This window comes from Cohnella ginsengisoli (assembly GCF_029525555.1).
GTDB classification, from domain to species: domain Bacteria; phylum Bacillota; class Bacilli; order Paenibacillales; family Paenibacillaceae; genus Cohnella; species Cohnella ginsengisoli.
The window spans coordinates 1,460,983-1,476,392 of record NZ_JAPDHZ010000002.1 but is presented as its reverse complement, the minus strand read 5'-3'; the positions used below and the strand labels follow the sequence as shown (position 1 = coordinate 1,476,392).

Sequence of the window (15,410 nt, the reverse complement as noted above, 5' to 3'; positions counted from 1 at the left end):
CGAAATTATGACATAAATAGGATGATAGACCTAGAACTCTCCGAAACGATTTTACCATATTCTTCTGAAAAATTACTGAACAAATTTCATGTCGCGTTATGGATAATTATGCCACAAAAAGCTGCTTGTCTTTTCATTATACGACAATATATAATCCTTCTGAGAAAGAACTTGGAAAAATGTCGGCTGGTATCATTAATTTCACTGGAAATTCCTAAGACATTAAACATATAGATGCAGGACTATCGGACTAGTGTCAGGGGTGATCGGATTGGCGATCGTGAAGAAAAGATTGGGAGACTTGCTAGTCGAGAGCCAGATCATCTCCGAGGCGCAGCTTCAGGAAGCGCTCCAGGAGCAGCGCAAGACGAAGCAGAAGCTGGGAGACCTGCTCATCACGCAGGGGTATATCAACGAACAGCAATTGATCGAAGTGCTCGAATTCCAGCTCGGCATTCCGCATGTCAGCCTTTTCAAATACCAGATCGAGCCATCGATCACGCAGATTCTTCCCGAAGCGCTGGCGAGGCGCTATCAGGCGATCCCGATCCATAAGGAAGGCGGCAAGCTGCTCGTCGCGATGGCGGATCCGCTCGATTACTTCGCGATCGAAGAGATGCGGATGAGCACGGGGTTCCGGATCGAGCCCGCCATTACGAGCCGGGACGAGCTCAACCGCGCGATCGCCCGCCATTACGGCCTGCAGGATTCGATGAGCCAGATCATGGGCGAGCTTCCGACGACGCAGGAAGAGATCCGCGAGACCGAGATTACCAACGAAGACTCTCCCGTCGTACGCCTTGTCAACCAAATGATTCAACAGGCGATGCAGCTGCGAGTATCGGATATACACGTCGATCCCGGCGAGGCGAGCGTGTCGATCCGATACCGGCTGGACGGCGTGCTGCGGACGGAGCGGACGATTCCGAAGCAAATGCAGGGCTTTATTACCGCTCGCCTCAAGATCATGGCCAGGTTAAACATCGCCGAGCGGCGCTTGCCTCAGGACGGCCGGATGAAGATGACGTTCGACAATCGGACGATCGATATCCGGGTCTCCTCGCTGCCGACGATTCACGGGGAAAAGATCGTGCTTCGGCTCCTGGATCTCAGCACCGGGGTGAAGTCGATCGACCTGCTCGGCTTCGGCAAACGCAACCAGGCTATTTTCCGGGAAATGATCGAGCGCCCATACGGCATTCTGCTCATCACCGGGCCGACCGGCAGCGGCAAAACGACGACGCTCTACTCCGCGCTGAACCATTTGAACCAGGAAGCCGCCAACATCATCACGGTCGAAGATCCGGTTGAATACCAGCTCGAAGGCATCAATCAGGTCCATGTCAATCCGACCATCGGGTTGACGTTCGCGGCCGGCCTTCGCTCCATCCTTCGTCAGGATCCGAACATCGTCATGGTAGGCGAGATCCGGGACACGGAGACGGCGGAGATCGCGATCCGCGCCTCGCTCACGGGACATCTCGTGCTGTCCACCCTGCACACGAACGATGCGATCAGCACGGTGACCCGGCTGCGCGACATGGGCGTAGAGCCCTACCTCGTCGCTTCGTCGCTCATCGGGGTCGTCGCCCAGCGGCTCGTGCGCCGCATCTGTCCGGAGTGCAAGACCGAGCAGGCGCCGACCGAGCAGGAGGCGATGCTGCTCCAAGGACGCGGCCTGCAGGCGGACAAGCTCCATGTGGGCAAGGGCTGCGGCAACTGCAACAAGACGGGCTACCGGGGACGCGTGGCCATCCACGAAGTGCTGGGCATGAACGACGCGCTGCGCCGGATGGTCTCGGAGAACGCGACCGTAGAGGAGCTTCGGACCGCGGCGGCGGAGCAGGGCATGATCAGCCTGATGGACGACGGCTTCGCCAAGGTGCTCGGCGGCATCACGACGCTTCAGGAAGTCATTCGCGAGACTGTCGCCTACTAGTGGAAGGGGGAAAATGATGACAGCTGTGATGAAGAGCCGCATGGTAGACCTGCTGCGAGCGGCGCACGAGGCCGGCGCGTCCGACCTGCATATCTCGGTCGATTCGCCCCCGATCCTGCGGGTGAACGGCAAGCTGCAGCCCGTCGGCAAGGAGAAGGTGATGGCCGACGAGGCGGCGCACATGGCGCTGGCGCTCATCGATGAGGAGCAGAAGGAGCGTTTCGAGCGAGCGGGAGAACTGGACTTTTCCTATGAACTCGAAGGGCTGTCGCGGTTCCGGGTGAACGCTTATCGACAGCGGGGCAAGGTAAGCATCGCGGTGCGGACGATCCCGACGCAGATTCCGACGCTGGAGCAGCTGCAGCTGCCTCCGATTCTGAGCACGCTCGCCGCCAAGCCGCAGGGGCTGATTCTGGTGACTGGACCCACAGGCTCCGGCAAGTCCTCGACGCTGGCCGCGATGATCAAGCACATCAACACGCACGAGAAAAAGCACATCGTAACGCTGGAAGATCCGATCGAGTACTTGCACGGTCACGGTTCGTCGATCATCGATCAGCGCGAAGTCGGCAGCGACACCAAGAGCTTCGCCAACGGACTGCGCGCCGCGCTGCGGCAGGACCCTGACGTCATCCTGGTCGGCGAGATGCGCGACCTGGAGACGATCTCGGCCGCAGTGACGGCGGCAGAGACCGGACATCTTGTTTTCGCGACGCTGCACACGACCGACGCGCCGCAGACGATCGACCGGATCATCGACGCGTTCCCGGGGCATCAGCAGGGACAGATTCGCGCCCAGCTCGCGGCGGTGCTCGTCGCAGTCATCTCGCAGCGGCTGCTGCCGCGGACGCAGAACCGGGGCAGGGCATGCGCCACGGAGATTCTGGTCAATACGCCGGCGGTGGCGAATCTGATCCGTACGGAGAAGATCCATCAGATCAAGAGCGTCATGCAGACCGGCCGTCAGCTCGGCATGCATACGCTGGAGAACTCGATCAAGGAGCTGCTGCAAGCGGGCGCCGTCGAGCCGGCCTACGCGCGGGCTTATCTGGCTGAGTCGGGTGTTCTCTGATGGCGGATTTCCTCTATCAGGTTCGCAGTCAGACCGGACGTCAGATCAAAGGCAAGCTGTCGGCCTCGAGCAAGTCGGCGGCGATGGACGAGCTGCGCAAGAGAAACCTCGTCGTGCTGTCGCTCAATGAGCAGAAGACGACATTCCTTAATGCGGACATCTACATCGGCAACCCGGTCAAGCACGAGCATTTCATCATCTACTGCCGGCAGTTTGCCACACTTATGCGCGCCGGCGTCAGCATTGTAGATGCGACGGCCATTCTGGCCGAGCAGACGGAGAGCAAGCCGCTCAAAAAAGGCGTTGCTGGACGTGCATACGGGGCTGTTGCGCGGCGTGTCGTTCTCGCAGTCGGCAGGCGAGCATAAGAAAATTTTTCCCGCCATCTTCCTCAGCATGATCCGCGCGGGCGAAGAGACGGGCGATATCGAAGGCACGCTGGAACGGCTGGCCAAGTTCCTGGAGAAGCAGCATGTCACCCGGGAAAAGATCAAGTCGGCGATGACTTATCCGCTCGTCGTGGGCGTGCTGGCGATCGGCGCGGTTATTTACCTGCTGAAGGCCGTCGTACCGCAGTTCGTGACCATGTTCGAGTCGATGGACGCGAAGCTGCCCGGCATCACGCTCATGGTGCTCGCGCTCAGCAAGTCGATCGAGCATCAATGGTACCTGTGGCTGCTCGGCGCGATCGCGCTCGTCGTCGCCCATCAGGTCGCCAAGCGCACGGATAAAGGGCGATACTGGATCGACTACGGCAAGCTGAAGGTGCCGATCTTCGGCAAGCTGGCGCAGAAGGGCGCGATCGCGCAGTTGACCCGCACGTTGTCCTCGCTGTACGCGAGCTCGGTGCCGGTGCTCCAGTCGCTGCAGATCGTCGAGGAACTCGTCAACAACGTCGTCATCGGCGGCTACATCCGAAAGTCCGCGGATTCGCTCCGCCAGGGCAATCCGTTGTCCGAGCCGCTCAAGCAATCGTGGGTATTTCCCCCGATGGTCACGCAGATGATCTCGATCGGCGAAGAGACCGGCGCGCTCGACCAGATGCTGGAGAAGATCGCCGACTTCTACGAGATGGACGTCGAGAACACCGTCGACCGGCTCAAGTCGCTGCTTGAACCGCTGCTCATCGTCTTCCTGGCCGGGCTCGTCGGGACGATCGTCGCTGCGATCATGCTGCCGATGTTCACGCTGTACGGACAGATGGGATGATCTGGGGGAGCACGAGGTAGCCAACGAAAGTGCGGTACAGGAACAGGTTGTCCCTGCGTCAACAGGCGCTAGAACATATAGATTTTTAAAAATGAGTTGAAAGCGGAGGGATTGGAAGATGAGAACAGCTGTCATGAAGCGTCTCGGCAAGGCGAAGGAAGATCAAAAGGGCTTTACGCTGATCGAGCTCTTGGCGGTAATCGTCATTCTGGCGGTTATTGCGGCGATTGCGATTCCGTTGATCGGCGGGATTATTAATAAGTCGAAGAAGGATGCAGATGTGTCTACGGCACGTCAAATATATGATGCAGCTAGATTATATGTGACATCAGAATTAAATGGTGAAAATCCAAAAGTTGTAACAACTACCCCTACGTCAGATGGAAAATTGACGGTAAAGCAACTTCAAACCAAGGGATATCTTGACACTAACATTACTTTACCTAGCACTAAAAAACCTTTAAATGTCGATGATAGCTATCTTCAATACAAAGCTGACGGTACTCTCGAAACTATTACACTTACAGATACAAGTTCAACGGCTATAGCAAAGACATATCCTGCATCGGAAGTCATTGCTGTCGAATCAACTAGGTAATGACCGTACAAGGAACCGGCCCAACCGGTTCCTTTTTCCTAACTAACATCGAAAGCGACCATCGCCATCATGACGATTCTTCTATATATATACCTGTTCGCGCTCGGCGCGGTGCTCGGCTCGTTCTACAACGTCGTGGCGCTGCGCGTGCCTGCGGGCGAGTCCATCGTCTCGCCTCCGTCGCGCTGCCCGCGATGCGGGACGCGGCTTGCGGGACGCGACCTCGTCCCGATCGCGAGCTGGCTGCTGTCGCGCGGTCGATGCCGTCAATGCAAGGCGCCGGTGTCGCCGCTTTATCCGCTTGGCGAAGCCGCGACAGGACTGCTTTTCGTCTGGGTATACGTCACCTTCGGTTGGAGCCCGGCCGCGCTCATCGGACTGCTGCTCGTCAGCCTCTGCGTCATCGTGACCGTATCGGATCTGGCGACGATGCTCATTCCGAACAAGGTGCTGCTGTTCTTCGCGCCGCTTCTGGCTGCGGCCTGCCTGCTGCTCCCGAACGAAATCTCCTGGTGGAGTCATCTGCTGGGCGCGGCAGCCGGCGGCGGTGTCCTGCTGCTCATCGTGATCGTCTCGAAGGGCGGGATGGGGCTCGGTGACGTGAAGCTGTTCGCGGTGCTCGGCTTCGTCGTCGGACTGTCGAACACGGCCGTGGCGCTCGTCGCGGCCTGTCTATCCGGCACGCTCGTCGGAGTCGCCCTGATAGCGGCCGGCGTCGTGAAGCGCAAGCAGCCTTTGCCGTTCGGACCGTTTCTGGCGCTGGGCGCTTGCTTCGCGTACGGTTACGGCGCGGACGTGATCGATTATTATTTATCTTTATTTACCTGAACGGGGCGTGACTCACAATGTTCGGATCAGGCGCCAAGACCATTGGCCTGACCCTGGATCCGTCCGGGGCAAGACTCGTTAAGCTTAAGAAAAAGAAGAGCTGGGAAATCGAGCGCGTCAGCGTGTTGCCTCTGCCGCCCGGTCTATTCGAAGAGGACCGGATCTCGGACTATACGGAGGCGCGCCGCCTTCTGTCGGATTGGGTGCGGGCGGAAAAGCTGCAGGGCCAATCCGTGACGCTTTCTTTTCCTACGTCGCATGTCATCGTCCGCCGCCTCCGCATCCAGAGCACCAGCGAGAGAGATCTGGCCGGACTCGTGGCGCTGGAAGTCGAGACCACGCTGCACCTGCCGTTCGAGGACCCCGTGCACGACTTTATCAAGCTTGGCACTGAAGCTGAGAGTACCCATGTACTCGTATTCGCGGCATCCAGGCTGCTGATCCAGTCCTATACGGACATGGTAGAGGGAGCGGGCCTGAGAGTGTCCGGCATCGAGCTGTCGGCGACGGCGCTGGCGCGCGCGATCCGGGAGCTTCAGGACGAGAAGTTCGAGGAGACGATGCTGATCAACCTGGACGCGAGCGCGCTCGAGATTTATATGTTCCATGGCGGATACCCGGTCTTCCTGAAGACGATCGCGCTCTACGGACAAAGCGACTCGGACGGCGCGCTGAACGAGACGCAGTTGTCCGAGGTCACGGCCGAGATTGCGCGGATGCTCAACTTCTACCAGTTCAGCATTCACGAAGGCAATGCCAGAATTACCGAGGCGCTGATCGTCGGTTCGGATCAAGGCCGGAACCAGTTGCTTGCGGAATTGCAGCAGTCACAGCCTGAAGTGAGCATTCGCGCGTTTTCCTTCGACACCTATGCGACCCAGCATACTTACAGCGCGGACAACAATCGCGTCGCGGTCGGCCTTGCGCTGTGGCATCAGGACAAGAAGCGAATCAACCTCATGCCGCGCGTCGACCGGGATGCGCGACTGTATCCGGTCATTCTTGCGGCATCGCTGGCCGTTTGGGTGCTCGCGGTGGCAGCTGTCTCTTATTATTATTTTGACAACAAATCCGATCTTCGGGCCGGCGAAACGACGATCGCGCAGTTGAACGATCAAATCGCGCTGCTGCAGAGCGGGCTGGAGGCTAAAAACAGCCAGCAATCCGGGCAAACGAATCCGCTCAAGTCGATCGAAGACATTCGGGGCCATCGCCGCGACGCGATCGCGGTAATGGCGGAGCTCGAGAGCAAGCTGCCGTCCGGCGGCAGGCTCCAGAGCGTCAGCTACAGCAGCTTGGGCCAGATTGGCCTGACCGTCCAACTGCCGGATTTCGACAGCGCGTCCCGCTATTTGTTCGATCTGAAGCAGATGTCGTTCGCGGCTTCGGCGCAGCTGCAGTCGGTCGCGCAGAGCCCCGCCGGAGAAGGTCCGGCCGTGCTCGTCTCGAAGACGGCGATCTATTCGCTCGATATGAAGAAGCCGGAAGGAGGAGAAGGAAATGACGGGACTGCAGACGCAGCTCAGTAAACGGTCGCTGGGCCTCATCGGCGTCGTCCTGCTTTTCCTGCTTCTCTTGATGTTCGTCGTGTACAAGCAGATGCCGCTCAATACGCGTTTGTCCGAGCAGAGCGATCAGATCGCGAGTCTTCGCAACCAAGCGGACGTGCTCTCGAAAAAAGCCGCCGAAAGCAGCTCCGCCGATGCCGAATATTCGGACGCGTCCGTACAGCAGGCGCTCCCGCTCTCGGACAATACGGAGCAGATGCTGCTCGATCTGAAAAGCGTCAGCCAGGCGACGGGCGTAGCGCTGCTGAACGCGACCTTCAGCGCGTCCGACAGCAACCAGCTGCAGAGTGTGTTGGGCGGCGAGCAAACGCCGTATGCCTCGGTCGGCGAACTCAAAACGGCGGTCGCCATCGAAGGCACTTACGATCGGTTGCTTCAATGGGTAGGCGCCCTGCAGAAGCTCCCGCGTCTCGTATCGGTGGACAACTTCGCGATCGCGAAGCCGTCTGCCGCGGACATGGGCAAAGCGATGACGCTTAACGTCAACTTCACCGCCTACTTCGACCCTTCCTATCGCAATCTGGTAGACGAAGAATTGCTGCCTTACAAAAAGTAACGACCGATGCCCTGCCACATCGGGGACGCTGCGGAGCGACGCTCCGTTCCGTCCTCTTTTCATTTTTTCGGCGGATTTCCAACACCAGCGGGACCGAAGGATATGCTACAATAGAGAGACACTCTATGAAAAAAAGGTTGTCGAATACGGTATGCGAGTGTCGAACAAACTTGAATTTACGGAGCATCATCGCTATACCGCCTGTCGCGACTTCTCGCTCGGCGGCCTGGAGCGACGCGTGCTGGCCGAACTCTATCAACCGATGGCGGGCGCGCTCTCTATCGGCTTATATCTGTTGCTGTACCATCATCTTGGCGACGACGAGACCGGCTGCGTGCAGCCCGAGGCGCAGCGCAGACTGTTCCTCGGACTGGGATTGGAGCCGAATGCGGCCGGGCGGCAGGCGCTCGTCGAGAGCGCCTCGAAGCTGGAGGCCGTCGGCCTCCTGCAGACGTTCAGGCAGCACGATCCGGCGGCGGACGAGACGCTCTACGAATACGTGCTGCAGCGTCCGCTTGCGCCCGGCGAGTTCTTCGCCAACTTGCATCTGTCTTTGCTGCTCAGGGACCGAATTGGCAAGCCGGCGCTGATGGAGCTTCGCGAATCGCTCGCGCCGCGCAGTCCCTCGGGGCTCGCGCGATTCCTGAACCGCGAGGAGATCACGGTGCCGTTCTACGAGCTGTTCCGCATCAATGCGGCGCAGATCGATCCGGAGCTGGAGCAATCGCTGACGCAGCCGGCGCCTGCTCGCGAGGCCGTCGGCGCGTCCCAGCCGGAGCGCGTGCGCCACAGCGAGCTGCTGCTTCGCTTCCCGAGAGGCTCGTCGAACCGGGCGTACGTCGAGCGGCTGAACCGCGCGCCGGAGTCGATGGCGCAGATCAACTTCCTGGCTTACAAGTTCGATCTCGAGCTGCCGGAGGTCAGCCGTCTGCTGGACGAAGACGGCGTCTTCCTGCCCGACGGCACGCTGCATTGGGACGAACTGCAGTCCCGGGCGAACCTGATCTACCGCCAAGGCCGCAAGCGCGGCGAGGAACGCGAGCGCTATCTGTCGCGCATCGGAGACGCCGCCGCGGACGAGGCCGCTTCAGCCGCGATGGACGAAGCGCTGTACGCCGTCCCGCCGTTCGACGTACCGGAGCGGCTTAGCAAGCAGGTCGCAGCGGACGAGTACGGAAGGTTGCTCATGCTGGAGCCGCACACGCGGTTTTTGGAGCGGTTCTTCCCCGGCTCCGTACCCGACGTATTCGCGCGCATCTTCGAGCGCATCGACCTGAATTACAAGCTGCCCGAGGCGGTCATCAACGTGCTGATTCACTACGTCCTCGGGACGAATCACGCGCAGCGCTTGACGGCGAGCTTCATCGATTCGGTCGCCGCCAATATGCTTGCCAAGGGCATCGATTCCTATGACAAAGCCGTCCGGTACGTGCGCGAGCAGGAGAAGCTGAACGAGACGCTCGAGCGCAGGCGCAGAGGCGAGAGCGAACCCGCCGCGCCGGCCGGCAAGGGAAAAACGGCGTCGAGTCGCAGCCGCGCGGGCGCCTCGGGCGCGCGCAAGCCGTCCATGCCCGTGGTCGAGGACAAGGGGCCGGCGAAGGCGCTGTCCGCCGAAGAACGGCAGCGGCTCCGCGACCTCGCGCGGCAGCTGGATAAGAGCTGAGCGGGCGAACGCTGCTCGCCTAATGAATGCATCCGGCCTGAATAACGCTGTGCCATCTTCTTATTTGCCCAAACACGCGCCTGTCCGGCCGAATAACGCTGCGCCATCGTCTTATTTGCCCGTACACGCAGCTGTCCGGTCGAATAACGCTGCGCCATCGTCTTATTTGCCCAAACACGCGCCTGTCCGGCTGAATAACGCTGCGTCATCGTCTTATTTGCCCGTACACGCAGCTGTCCGGTCGAATAACGCTGCGCCATCGACTTTTTGACCCTATACACACTTATACGCTTGACCTATCTCGCTACAGAAAGGAGGGATCGCGATGGAGTCGCTTGGAGAAGCGCTGCGCGGCTGGAAGGCCGCGCCGGGCGTCGGCGATCTGGACAGCCTGACCCAAAGAGTGCTCGCCGACCCGCTGGTCATGCAGATTCGCCGCAGGTACCCCGGCCTGGAAGAGAGGACCCTCCGCATCAACTTGAACAAGCTGTACCAATATGCCAAGGAAGACCGAAGCTGCAGGAATTGTCCGGGGCTGGAACGTTGTCCGAACGATATGCAAGGCCATTATACGTCGATTACCTGCGCGGAGCAGAACGGCAAGTGGCAGCTGTTCGACGGCAAGACGCCGTGCGCGAGATGGCTCGCCAACGAGCATCAGGAGCAGGTCCGCCGCAGGATCACGAGCCTGAGCAGCAACGTCGACATCGAAGCCGACAGCTACGAAGCCGAACAGATGCTGGATCTCGACGGCGAGCGGGAGGATGCGGTATTGCAGCTGCTCGCGTACGTGAACCGGACGCGAACCGACGGTTTGCAGAAGAAGGGGCTCTACCTGATGGGCAGCTTCGGCACCGGCAAGACTTACATGGCCGCTTATCTGCTGCATAAGCTCGCCAAGGAGGGCAAGACCGGCGTCATCGTCTATATGCCCGACTTCGTAGAGGACGCCAAGGCGCTCATGATGGAGCCCCAGAAGCTCAAAGAAACGATGACGCTCATGAAAGAAACGGATTTGCTCGTCTTCGACGACATCGGTGCCGAAAATTTGAGTCCGTGGGTTCGCGATCACGTCATCGGCGCGATTCTGAATCACAGGATGAACCGCAAGCCGACGTTCTACACCTCCAATCACGATCTCGAATCGCTCGAGCGGCACTTCAGCTTCACCCATAAGGAAGGCGAAGAGCTTCATAAAGGCCAACGTCTCATGGACCGGATCCGTCCGTTCGTAGACGTCGTGCACGTACGAGGCCGCAATCAGCGCGGATAAGTATTCATACGGTTTTCCATAACGCATTCTTCTGAATCCGAAGCCCGCAGCTATGCTGCGCGGCTTTTTTTTGCGTTCAAATAACATCTTTATCGATTGATTATTTTTGTTATTCAAGTCCATCTATCAACAAAATTTATATGTGAATTAAATTATGCTTATTGACACTAAACACACCTGCCTGCTATGATTTGTTAAAACCTATTGAAATGGTAGGAATTATATGAATTGCTACCGGATAACCGGAGGGGGGAATTGAAAATGAAATTGAAATCATCTAAAAGAATCATGTCGTTCGCCGTCGCTGCCCTGTTCGTCGCTTTGCTTTCCGCATGCGGCTCGAACAACAACAATGCCGCAAGCTCCGGCAGCGCGTCGGCATCTGCATCGGGATCCGCATCCGCATCGCCGTCCGGTTCGGCTTCATCCGAGCCATCGGCGACGACGACCGCCCAGCCGAAGTCCATCGAGCTGCTGAACGTGTCTTACGACCCGACTCGCGAGCTGTACGAGGCGTTTAACAAGAGCTTCGCGGACTACTGGAAGAAGGAAACCGGCCAAACGGTCAAGATCAACCAGTCGCACGGCGGCTCCGGCGCGCAAGCGCGCAAGGTGCTCGACGGTCTCGAAGCGGACGTCGTCACGCTCGCCCTCGCTTATGACATCGATTCGCTGACGGATAGCGGTCTGATCAAGAAGGATTGGCAGCAGTCGTTTGAATCGAACAGCTCGCCATATACGTCGACGATCGTCTTCCTCGTTCGCAAGGGCAATCCGAAGGGCATCAAGGACTGGAACGATCTGATCAAGGAAGGCGTTCAGGTCATCACGCCGAATCCGAAGACGTCGGGCGGCGCGCGTTGGAACTACCTTGCAGCGTGGGGCTACGCGCAGCAGCAGGACGGCAACGACGAGGCGAAGACCAAGGATTTCATGAAAAAGCTGTTCGCCAACGTTCCCGTGCTCGATACCGGCGCTCGGGGCGCGACGACGACATTCGTAGAACGCAAGATCGGCGATGTGCTGCTTGCCTGGGAGAACGAAGCTTATCTCGCCAAGAAGGAGTACGGCGACGAGTTCGAGATCGTCACCCCGTCGCTCAGCATCCTGGCCGAGCCGCCGGTCGCCGTCGTCGACAAGAACGCCGACAAGCGCGGTACCCGCGAAGTCGCCGAAGCTTACCTAAAGTACCTGTACACGCCGGAAGGCCAAGAGATCGCCGCGCAGAACTTTTACCGTCCTCGCCTGCAGGAGGTCGCCGACAAGTACAAGGATCAGTTCCCTACGCTTAATCTGCTCACGATCGACAAGGATTTCGGAGGCTGGACCGAGGCTCAGAAAAAGCACTTCGCCGACGGCGGCACGTTCGACGAAGTCTATACCAAAGGTTAATATCTCCTAACCCGACAGCGAGGAAGGACGATCGCAATGGCTTCCCAGGTCAAAGAAAAACGCATATTGCCCGGATTTCGGATTACAATGGGTTACTCCATTCTGTATTTGAGCCTTATCGTGCTCATTCCGCTGGCGGCGCTGATCGTGAAAACCGCGGGCCTCACGCTTCCGCAGTTCTGGCACACCGTGACGAGCGAGCGCGTGCTCGCTTCGTACCGGGTCAGCTTGCTGACTTCCCTATTCGCCGCGCTGGTCAACGTCGTGTTCGGCCTCCTTGTCGCCTGGGTGCTCGTACGCTACCGTTTCCCCGGGAAAAAGATCGTCGACGGCCTCATCGACATGCCCTTCGCGCTGCCGACGGCGGTGGCGGGCATCGCGCTCACGTCGATCTACGCGCCCAACGGCTGGATCGGCTCGCTGCTGGACCCGCTCGGCATCAAGGTGGCCTACACGCCGCTCGGGATCACGGTCGCCCTCATATTCATCGGATTGCCGTTTGTCGTGCGGACCGTTCAGCCGGTGCTTCATGAGCTTGAAAACGACATGGAGGAAGCCGCCGCGCTGCTCGGCGCGCACCGCTGGCGAACGTTCCGCAAGGTGTTGCTGCCCGAGTTGATCCCGCCTTTAATCACGGGTTTCGCGCTCGCCTTCTCGCGTGGCATCGGAGAGTATGGCTCGGTCGTCTTCATCTCCGGCAACATGCCGATGAAAACCGAGATCACGCCGCTGCTCATCATCACGAAGCTCGAGCAGTTCGAATACAGCCAGGCGACGGCGATCGCGCTCGTGCTGCTGATCATCTCGTTCGCGCTTCTGCTTCTTATCAACACGCTGCAACGGTGGACCAACCGCCGTCTGCGGACGAGTTAAGGGGGCCTCGCGATGTCAGGAGCCGTACCGGCCGCTGCCGCATCTCAAGCTGCTCAAGTCGCACACGTCCGCCCCAAGCATTTGAACGAATCGCGCGGCGTGCGCATCCTGCTGATCTCGATCGCGCTCCTTTTCGTGGGACTCGTCGTCGTACTGCCCATGCTGACGGTCATCGCACAGTCCTTCCGCAAAGGTTGGGAGACCTACGCGGAAGCGATCTCCGATCCGGACGCCATCTCTGCGCTGCGGCTGACGCTCACGGTCGCGGTCGTCGCCGTACCGTTGAATACGCTGTTCGGCGCTGCGGCGGCCTGGGCGATCACGAAGTTCAAGTTTCGCGGCAAAAATCTGCTCATCACGCTGATCGACTTGCCGTTCGGGGTCTCGCCTGTCATCTCCGGCATGGTCTACATTTTGCTCTTCGGCGCGCAAGGGCTGATCGGACCTTGGCTGATGGAGCACGATTACAAGATCGTGTTCGCGACGCCGGGCATCATCCTGGCGACGATGTTCGTCACCTTCCCGTTCGTCGCCCGCGAGCTGATCCCGCTCATGGAGACGCAAGGCGTCCAGGACGAGGAAGCGGCGGTCAGCTTGGGCGCCAAGGGCTGGCGGGTGTTTTTTTAAGGTGACGCTGCCCAACATCAAGTGGGGGTTATTGTACGGCGTTATCCTCTGTAACGCCCGGGCGATGGGCGAGTTCGGCGCCGTATCGGTCGTCTCCGGCCATATCCGCGGCGAAACCAATACTTTGCCGCTGCACATCGAGATTTTGTACAACGAATATCAGTACACCGCATCGTTCGCGGTCGCGTCGCTGCTCATGGCGCTGGCGATCGTCACCTTGATCATCAAAGGCATCATCGAGCACAAGATGGCGAACAGCCGCACGCATTGAGCGCGAATTATACGGTCATCTAAGGCGAAAACACGAGGAGGAGTCCAAATGGCAAAACCATTGGAGTTGAACGATAGCTGGATTCAGCGCATCACGGAAGCCGTAGAGGGACTGCAATACGGCAACGTGCAGATCATCGTGCACGACGGCCGCATCGTTCAGATCGAGCGCACCGAGCGCCGACGCTTCGACGAAGTGGCTGAGCGCCGCGGCGTCCGTGAGGTGCCGCAGAGCGGCGCTGCAGCGAAGTAGGCGAAGCGACGGCGGTACATAGAGAGCCCGTCCTCCGCGAGGAGCGGGCTCTCTTCGCGTTCCCGCCGGCGTCCCGCTTTGCAGCGCGGACGTTCATGCGAGCGCCCGAGCGGGTTCGGTATCCGCGGAGACTTGCGTTCTGCGTCTCAACAGCAGCTTGCGCATCGGCGTCTCCACGCGGGTATACAACAAGGCGGAGGCGGGAAGCGCGACCGCGAATGCCAACGCGCCGGTCAAATAAGGATTCAGCTTCAGCATCACGGCCGCGCGAAGCAGGATCTCGTGCACGATGTAAAAAAGAGAAAGACCATTCTCCCAGTTTGACCATCCAGGCCCCGCTCAGAAACCTTTTGACCGGGTCGGCCGCACGCAGCCCGGCTAGCACGGGCAGCATCGCCGCGAACGGCGGTCCGAACAGCATCGTGTAATTCTCCTCCTTCACGCCTGCCAGCGACAACACGATCCAGAGGAAAGCGGCGGCGGTCAATAGCCATGCGAGGTGGCGGGAACGGTATTCGGGTTGGCCGGCTGCCCGCCAGTATTTGGCGGCGAGCATGCCCAGCATAAATTCGGATACTCTCGCGAGCGGACAGAAATACAGCAACCAATTCAGTTGATCTGCGCTTATCGAAGGGATTGCGTACGCAACGGAAAACGCGATGGCGGGGACGCCGGCCAAGAGGGTGGCGGAGACGGCGCAGAATGCGACCAGCAGCGCGCGCGTCCGAATCGCTTTTTTCGATAGCAGGCAGCAAAATAAAGGAAAAAGCATGTAAAAGAAAAGCTCGTTGCTGAGGCTCCAAGAGTCGCTGTTATAGGAAAGCGTCGTACGAGGAATAAACGAATGGAGCAGGGCGATATTCAGGACGGCCCCCTTCACGATTACCGCACGACCTAGAAGCGCTAAAAGCGGTATCGATAACAGAAAACCGACCATATGAATCGGCCATACGCGGGCGAGCCTCGCGCGCATAAATCGGAAATAGCCGGTAGCGGTTAGCTTGGAAAACGCGTTTTCGTAATTAACGGTCAATACGAAGCCGCTGAGCGCGAAAAACAGGCTGACGCCGGTAAATCCCCAACCGAAATATCCGGTTCCGCTATGCATGCCCCAATGGTAAAGGAAGACGATCAGCGCGGCAACGGCGCGTACGCCGGTAAGCGCGTCGATCTTTGGGGCAAGGAGCGTAGACATGGGCAAACTCCCTTCGGGTATGAAAATTATGGAAACCTCATCTGATTCCAAATACCCAGCAAGTCCTAAGGATAAACATTAAAAAAGCATCCCG

The 15,410-nt window shown here is 59.0% G+C and carries 12 protein-coding genes and 3 pseudogenes; 13 read left to right on the top strand and 2 right to left on the bottom strand.

Annotated features, from left to right (window positions below; genetic code table 11):
- Positions 1-271 precede the first annotated feature (271 nt).
- From OMP38_RS07130 to OMP38_RS07070, 13 genes and pseudogenes are all read left to right on the top strand, one after another.
- The gene (locus tag OMP38_RS07130; RefSeq protein WP_277565197.1) at positions 272-1,939 is read left to right on the top strand and encodes a GspE/PulE family protein; all 1,668 of its coding nucleotides are present in this window, start codon (positions 272-274) and stop codon (positions 1,937-1,939) included.
- Between the two features lie 28 nt (positions 1,940-1,967).
- A complete protein-coding gene (locus OMP38_RS07125) occupies positions 1,968-3,011 on the top strand; it encodes a type IV pilus twitching motility protein PilT (protein ID WP_277565196.1) in 1,044 nt (347 codons plus the stop codon).
- Positions 3,011-4,220 (top strand): annotated as a pseudogene (locus OMP38_RS07120) (type II secretion system F family protein). Before OMP38_RS07125 ends, OMP38_RS07120 begins: the two are co-directional and overlap by 1 nt.
- A gap of 118 nt (positions 4,221-4,338) precedes the next feature.
- Positions 4,339-4,818: a prepilin-type N-terminal cleavage/methylation domain-containing protein gene (locus OMP38_RS07115; RefSeq protein WP_277564461.1), complete on the top strand. Its 480-nt coding sequence runs from the start codon at positions 4,339-4,341 to the stop codon at positions 4,816-4,818.
- 69 nt (positions 4,819-4,887) lie between these two features.
- Entirely contained in the window at positions 4,888-5,646 is a 759-nt protein-coding gene (locus tag OMP38_RS07110; RefSeq protein ID WP_277564460.1) for a prepilin peptidase, read from the top strand.
- A 17-nt stretch (positions 5,647-5,663) separates the two neighbouring features.
- Complete coding sequence (pilM, locus tag OMP38_RS07105; RefSeq protein WP_277564459.1) at positions 5,664-7,175, top strand: pilus assembly protein PilM; 1,512 nt, start codon at positions 5,664-5,666, stop codon at positions 7,173-7,175.
- Positions 7,147-7,770 (top strand): type 4a pilus biogenesis protein PilO, encoded by a 624-nt coding sequence (gene pilO, locus OMP38_RS07100; RefSeq protein WP_277564458.1) that lies wholly within the window; start codon positions 7,147-7,149, stop codon positions 7,768-7,770. The genes pilM and pilO overlap by 29 nt, the downstream gene beginning before the upstream one ends.
- A gap of 151 nt (positions 7,771-7,921) precedes the next feature.
- Positions 7,922-9,433 (top strand): DnaD domain protein, encoded by a 1,512-nt coding sequence (locus OMP38_RS07095; RefSeq protein ID WP_277564457.1) that lies wholly within the window; start codon positions 7,922-7,924, stop codon positions 9,431-9,433.
- A 325-nt stretch (positions 9,434-9,758) separates the two neighbouring features.
- A complete protein-coding gene (locus OMP38_RS07090; RefSeq protein WP_277564456.1) occupies positions 9,759-10,706 on the top strand; it encodes an ATP-binding protein in 948 nt (315 codons plus the stop codon).
- A gap of 261 nt (positions 10,707-10,967) precedes the next feature.
- Positions 10,968-12,098 carry a sulfate ABC transporter substrate-binding protein gene (locus OMP38_RS07085; protein ID WP_277564455.1) on the top strand — a complete coding sequence of 377 codons (1,131 nt, stop codon included), beginning with the start codon at positions 10,968-10,970 and terminating at the stop codon, positions 12,096-12,098.
- Positions 12,099-12,134: 36 nt separating this feature from the next.
- On the top strand, positions 12,135-12,971 hold the full coding sequence (gene cysT / locus OMP38_RS07080; protein ID WP_090110531.1) for a sulfate ABC transporter permease subunit CysT: 837 nt from the start codon (positions 12,135-12,137) through the stop codon (positions 12,969-12,971).
- Between the two features lie 12 nt (positions 12,972-12,983).
- Positions 12,984-13,869 (top strand): annotated as a pseudogene (cysW, locus tag OMP38_RS07075) (sulfate ABC transporter permease subunit CysW).
- Positions 13,870-13,917: 48 nt separating this feature from the next.
- Entirely contained in the window at positions 13,918-14,121 is a 204-nt protein-coding gene (locus tag OMP38_RS07070) for a YezD family protein (protein ID WP_090110527.1), read from the top strand.
- A gap of 93 nt (positions 14,122-14,214) precedes the next feature.
- Here OMP38_RS07070 and OMP38_RS07065 read toward each other — a convergent pair whose 3' ends face one another.
- The gene (locus tag OMP38_RS07065) at positions 14,215-14,382 is read right to left on the bottom strand and encodes a hypothetical protein (RefSeq protein ID WP_277564454.1); all 168 of its coding nucleotides are present in this window, start codon (positions 14,380-14,382) and stop codon (positions 14,215-14,217) included.
- Between the two features lie 46 nt (positions 14,383-14,428).
- A pseudogene (locus tag OMP38_RS35645) lies at positions 14,429-15,316 on the bottom strand (acyltransferase family protein); the annotation flags it as partial.
- Between the last annotated feature and the right edge of the window lie 94 nt (positions 15,317-15,410).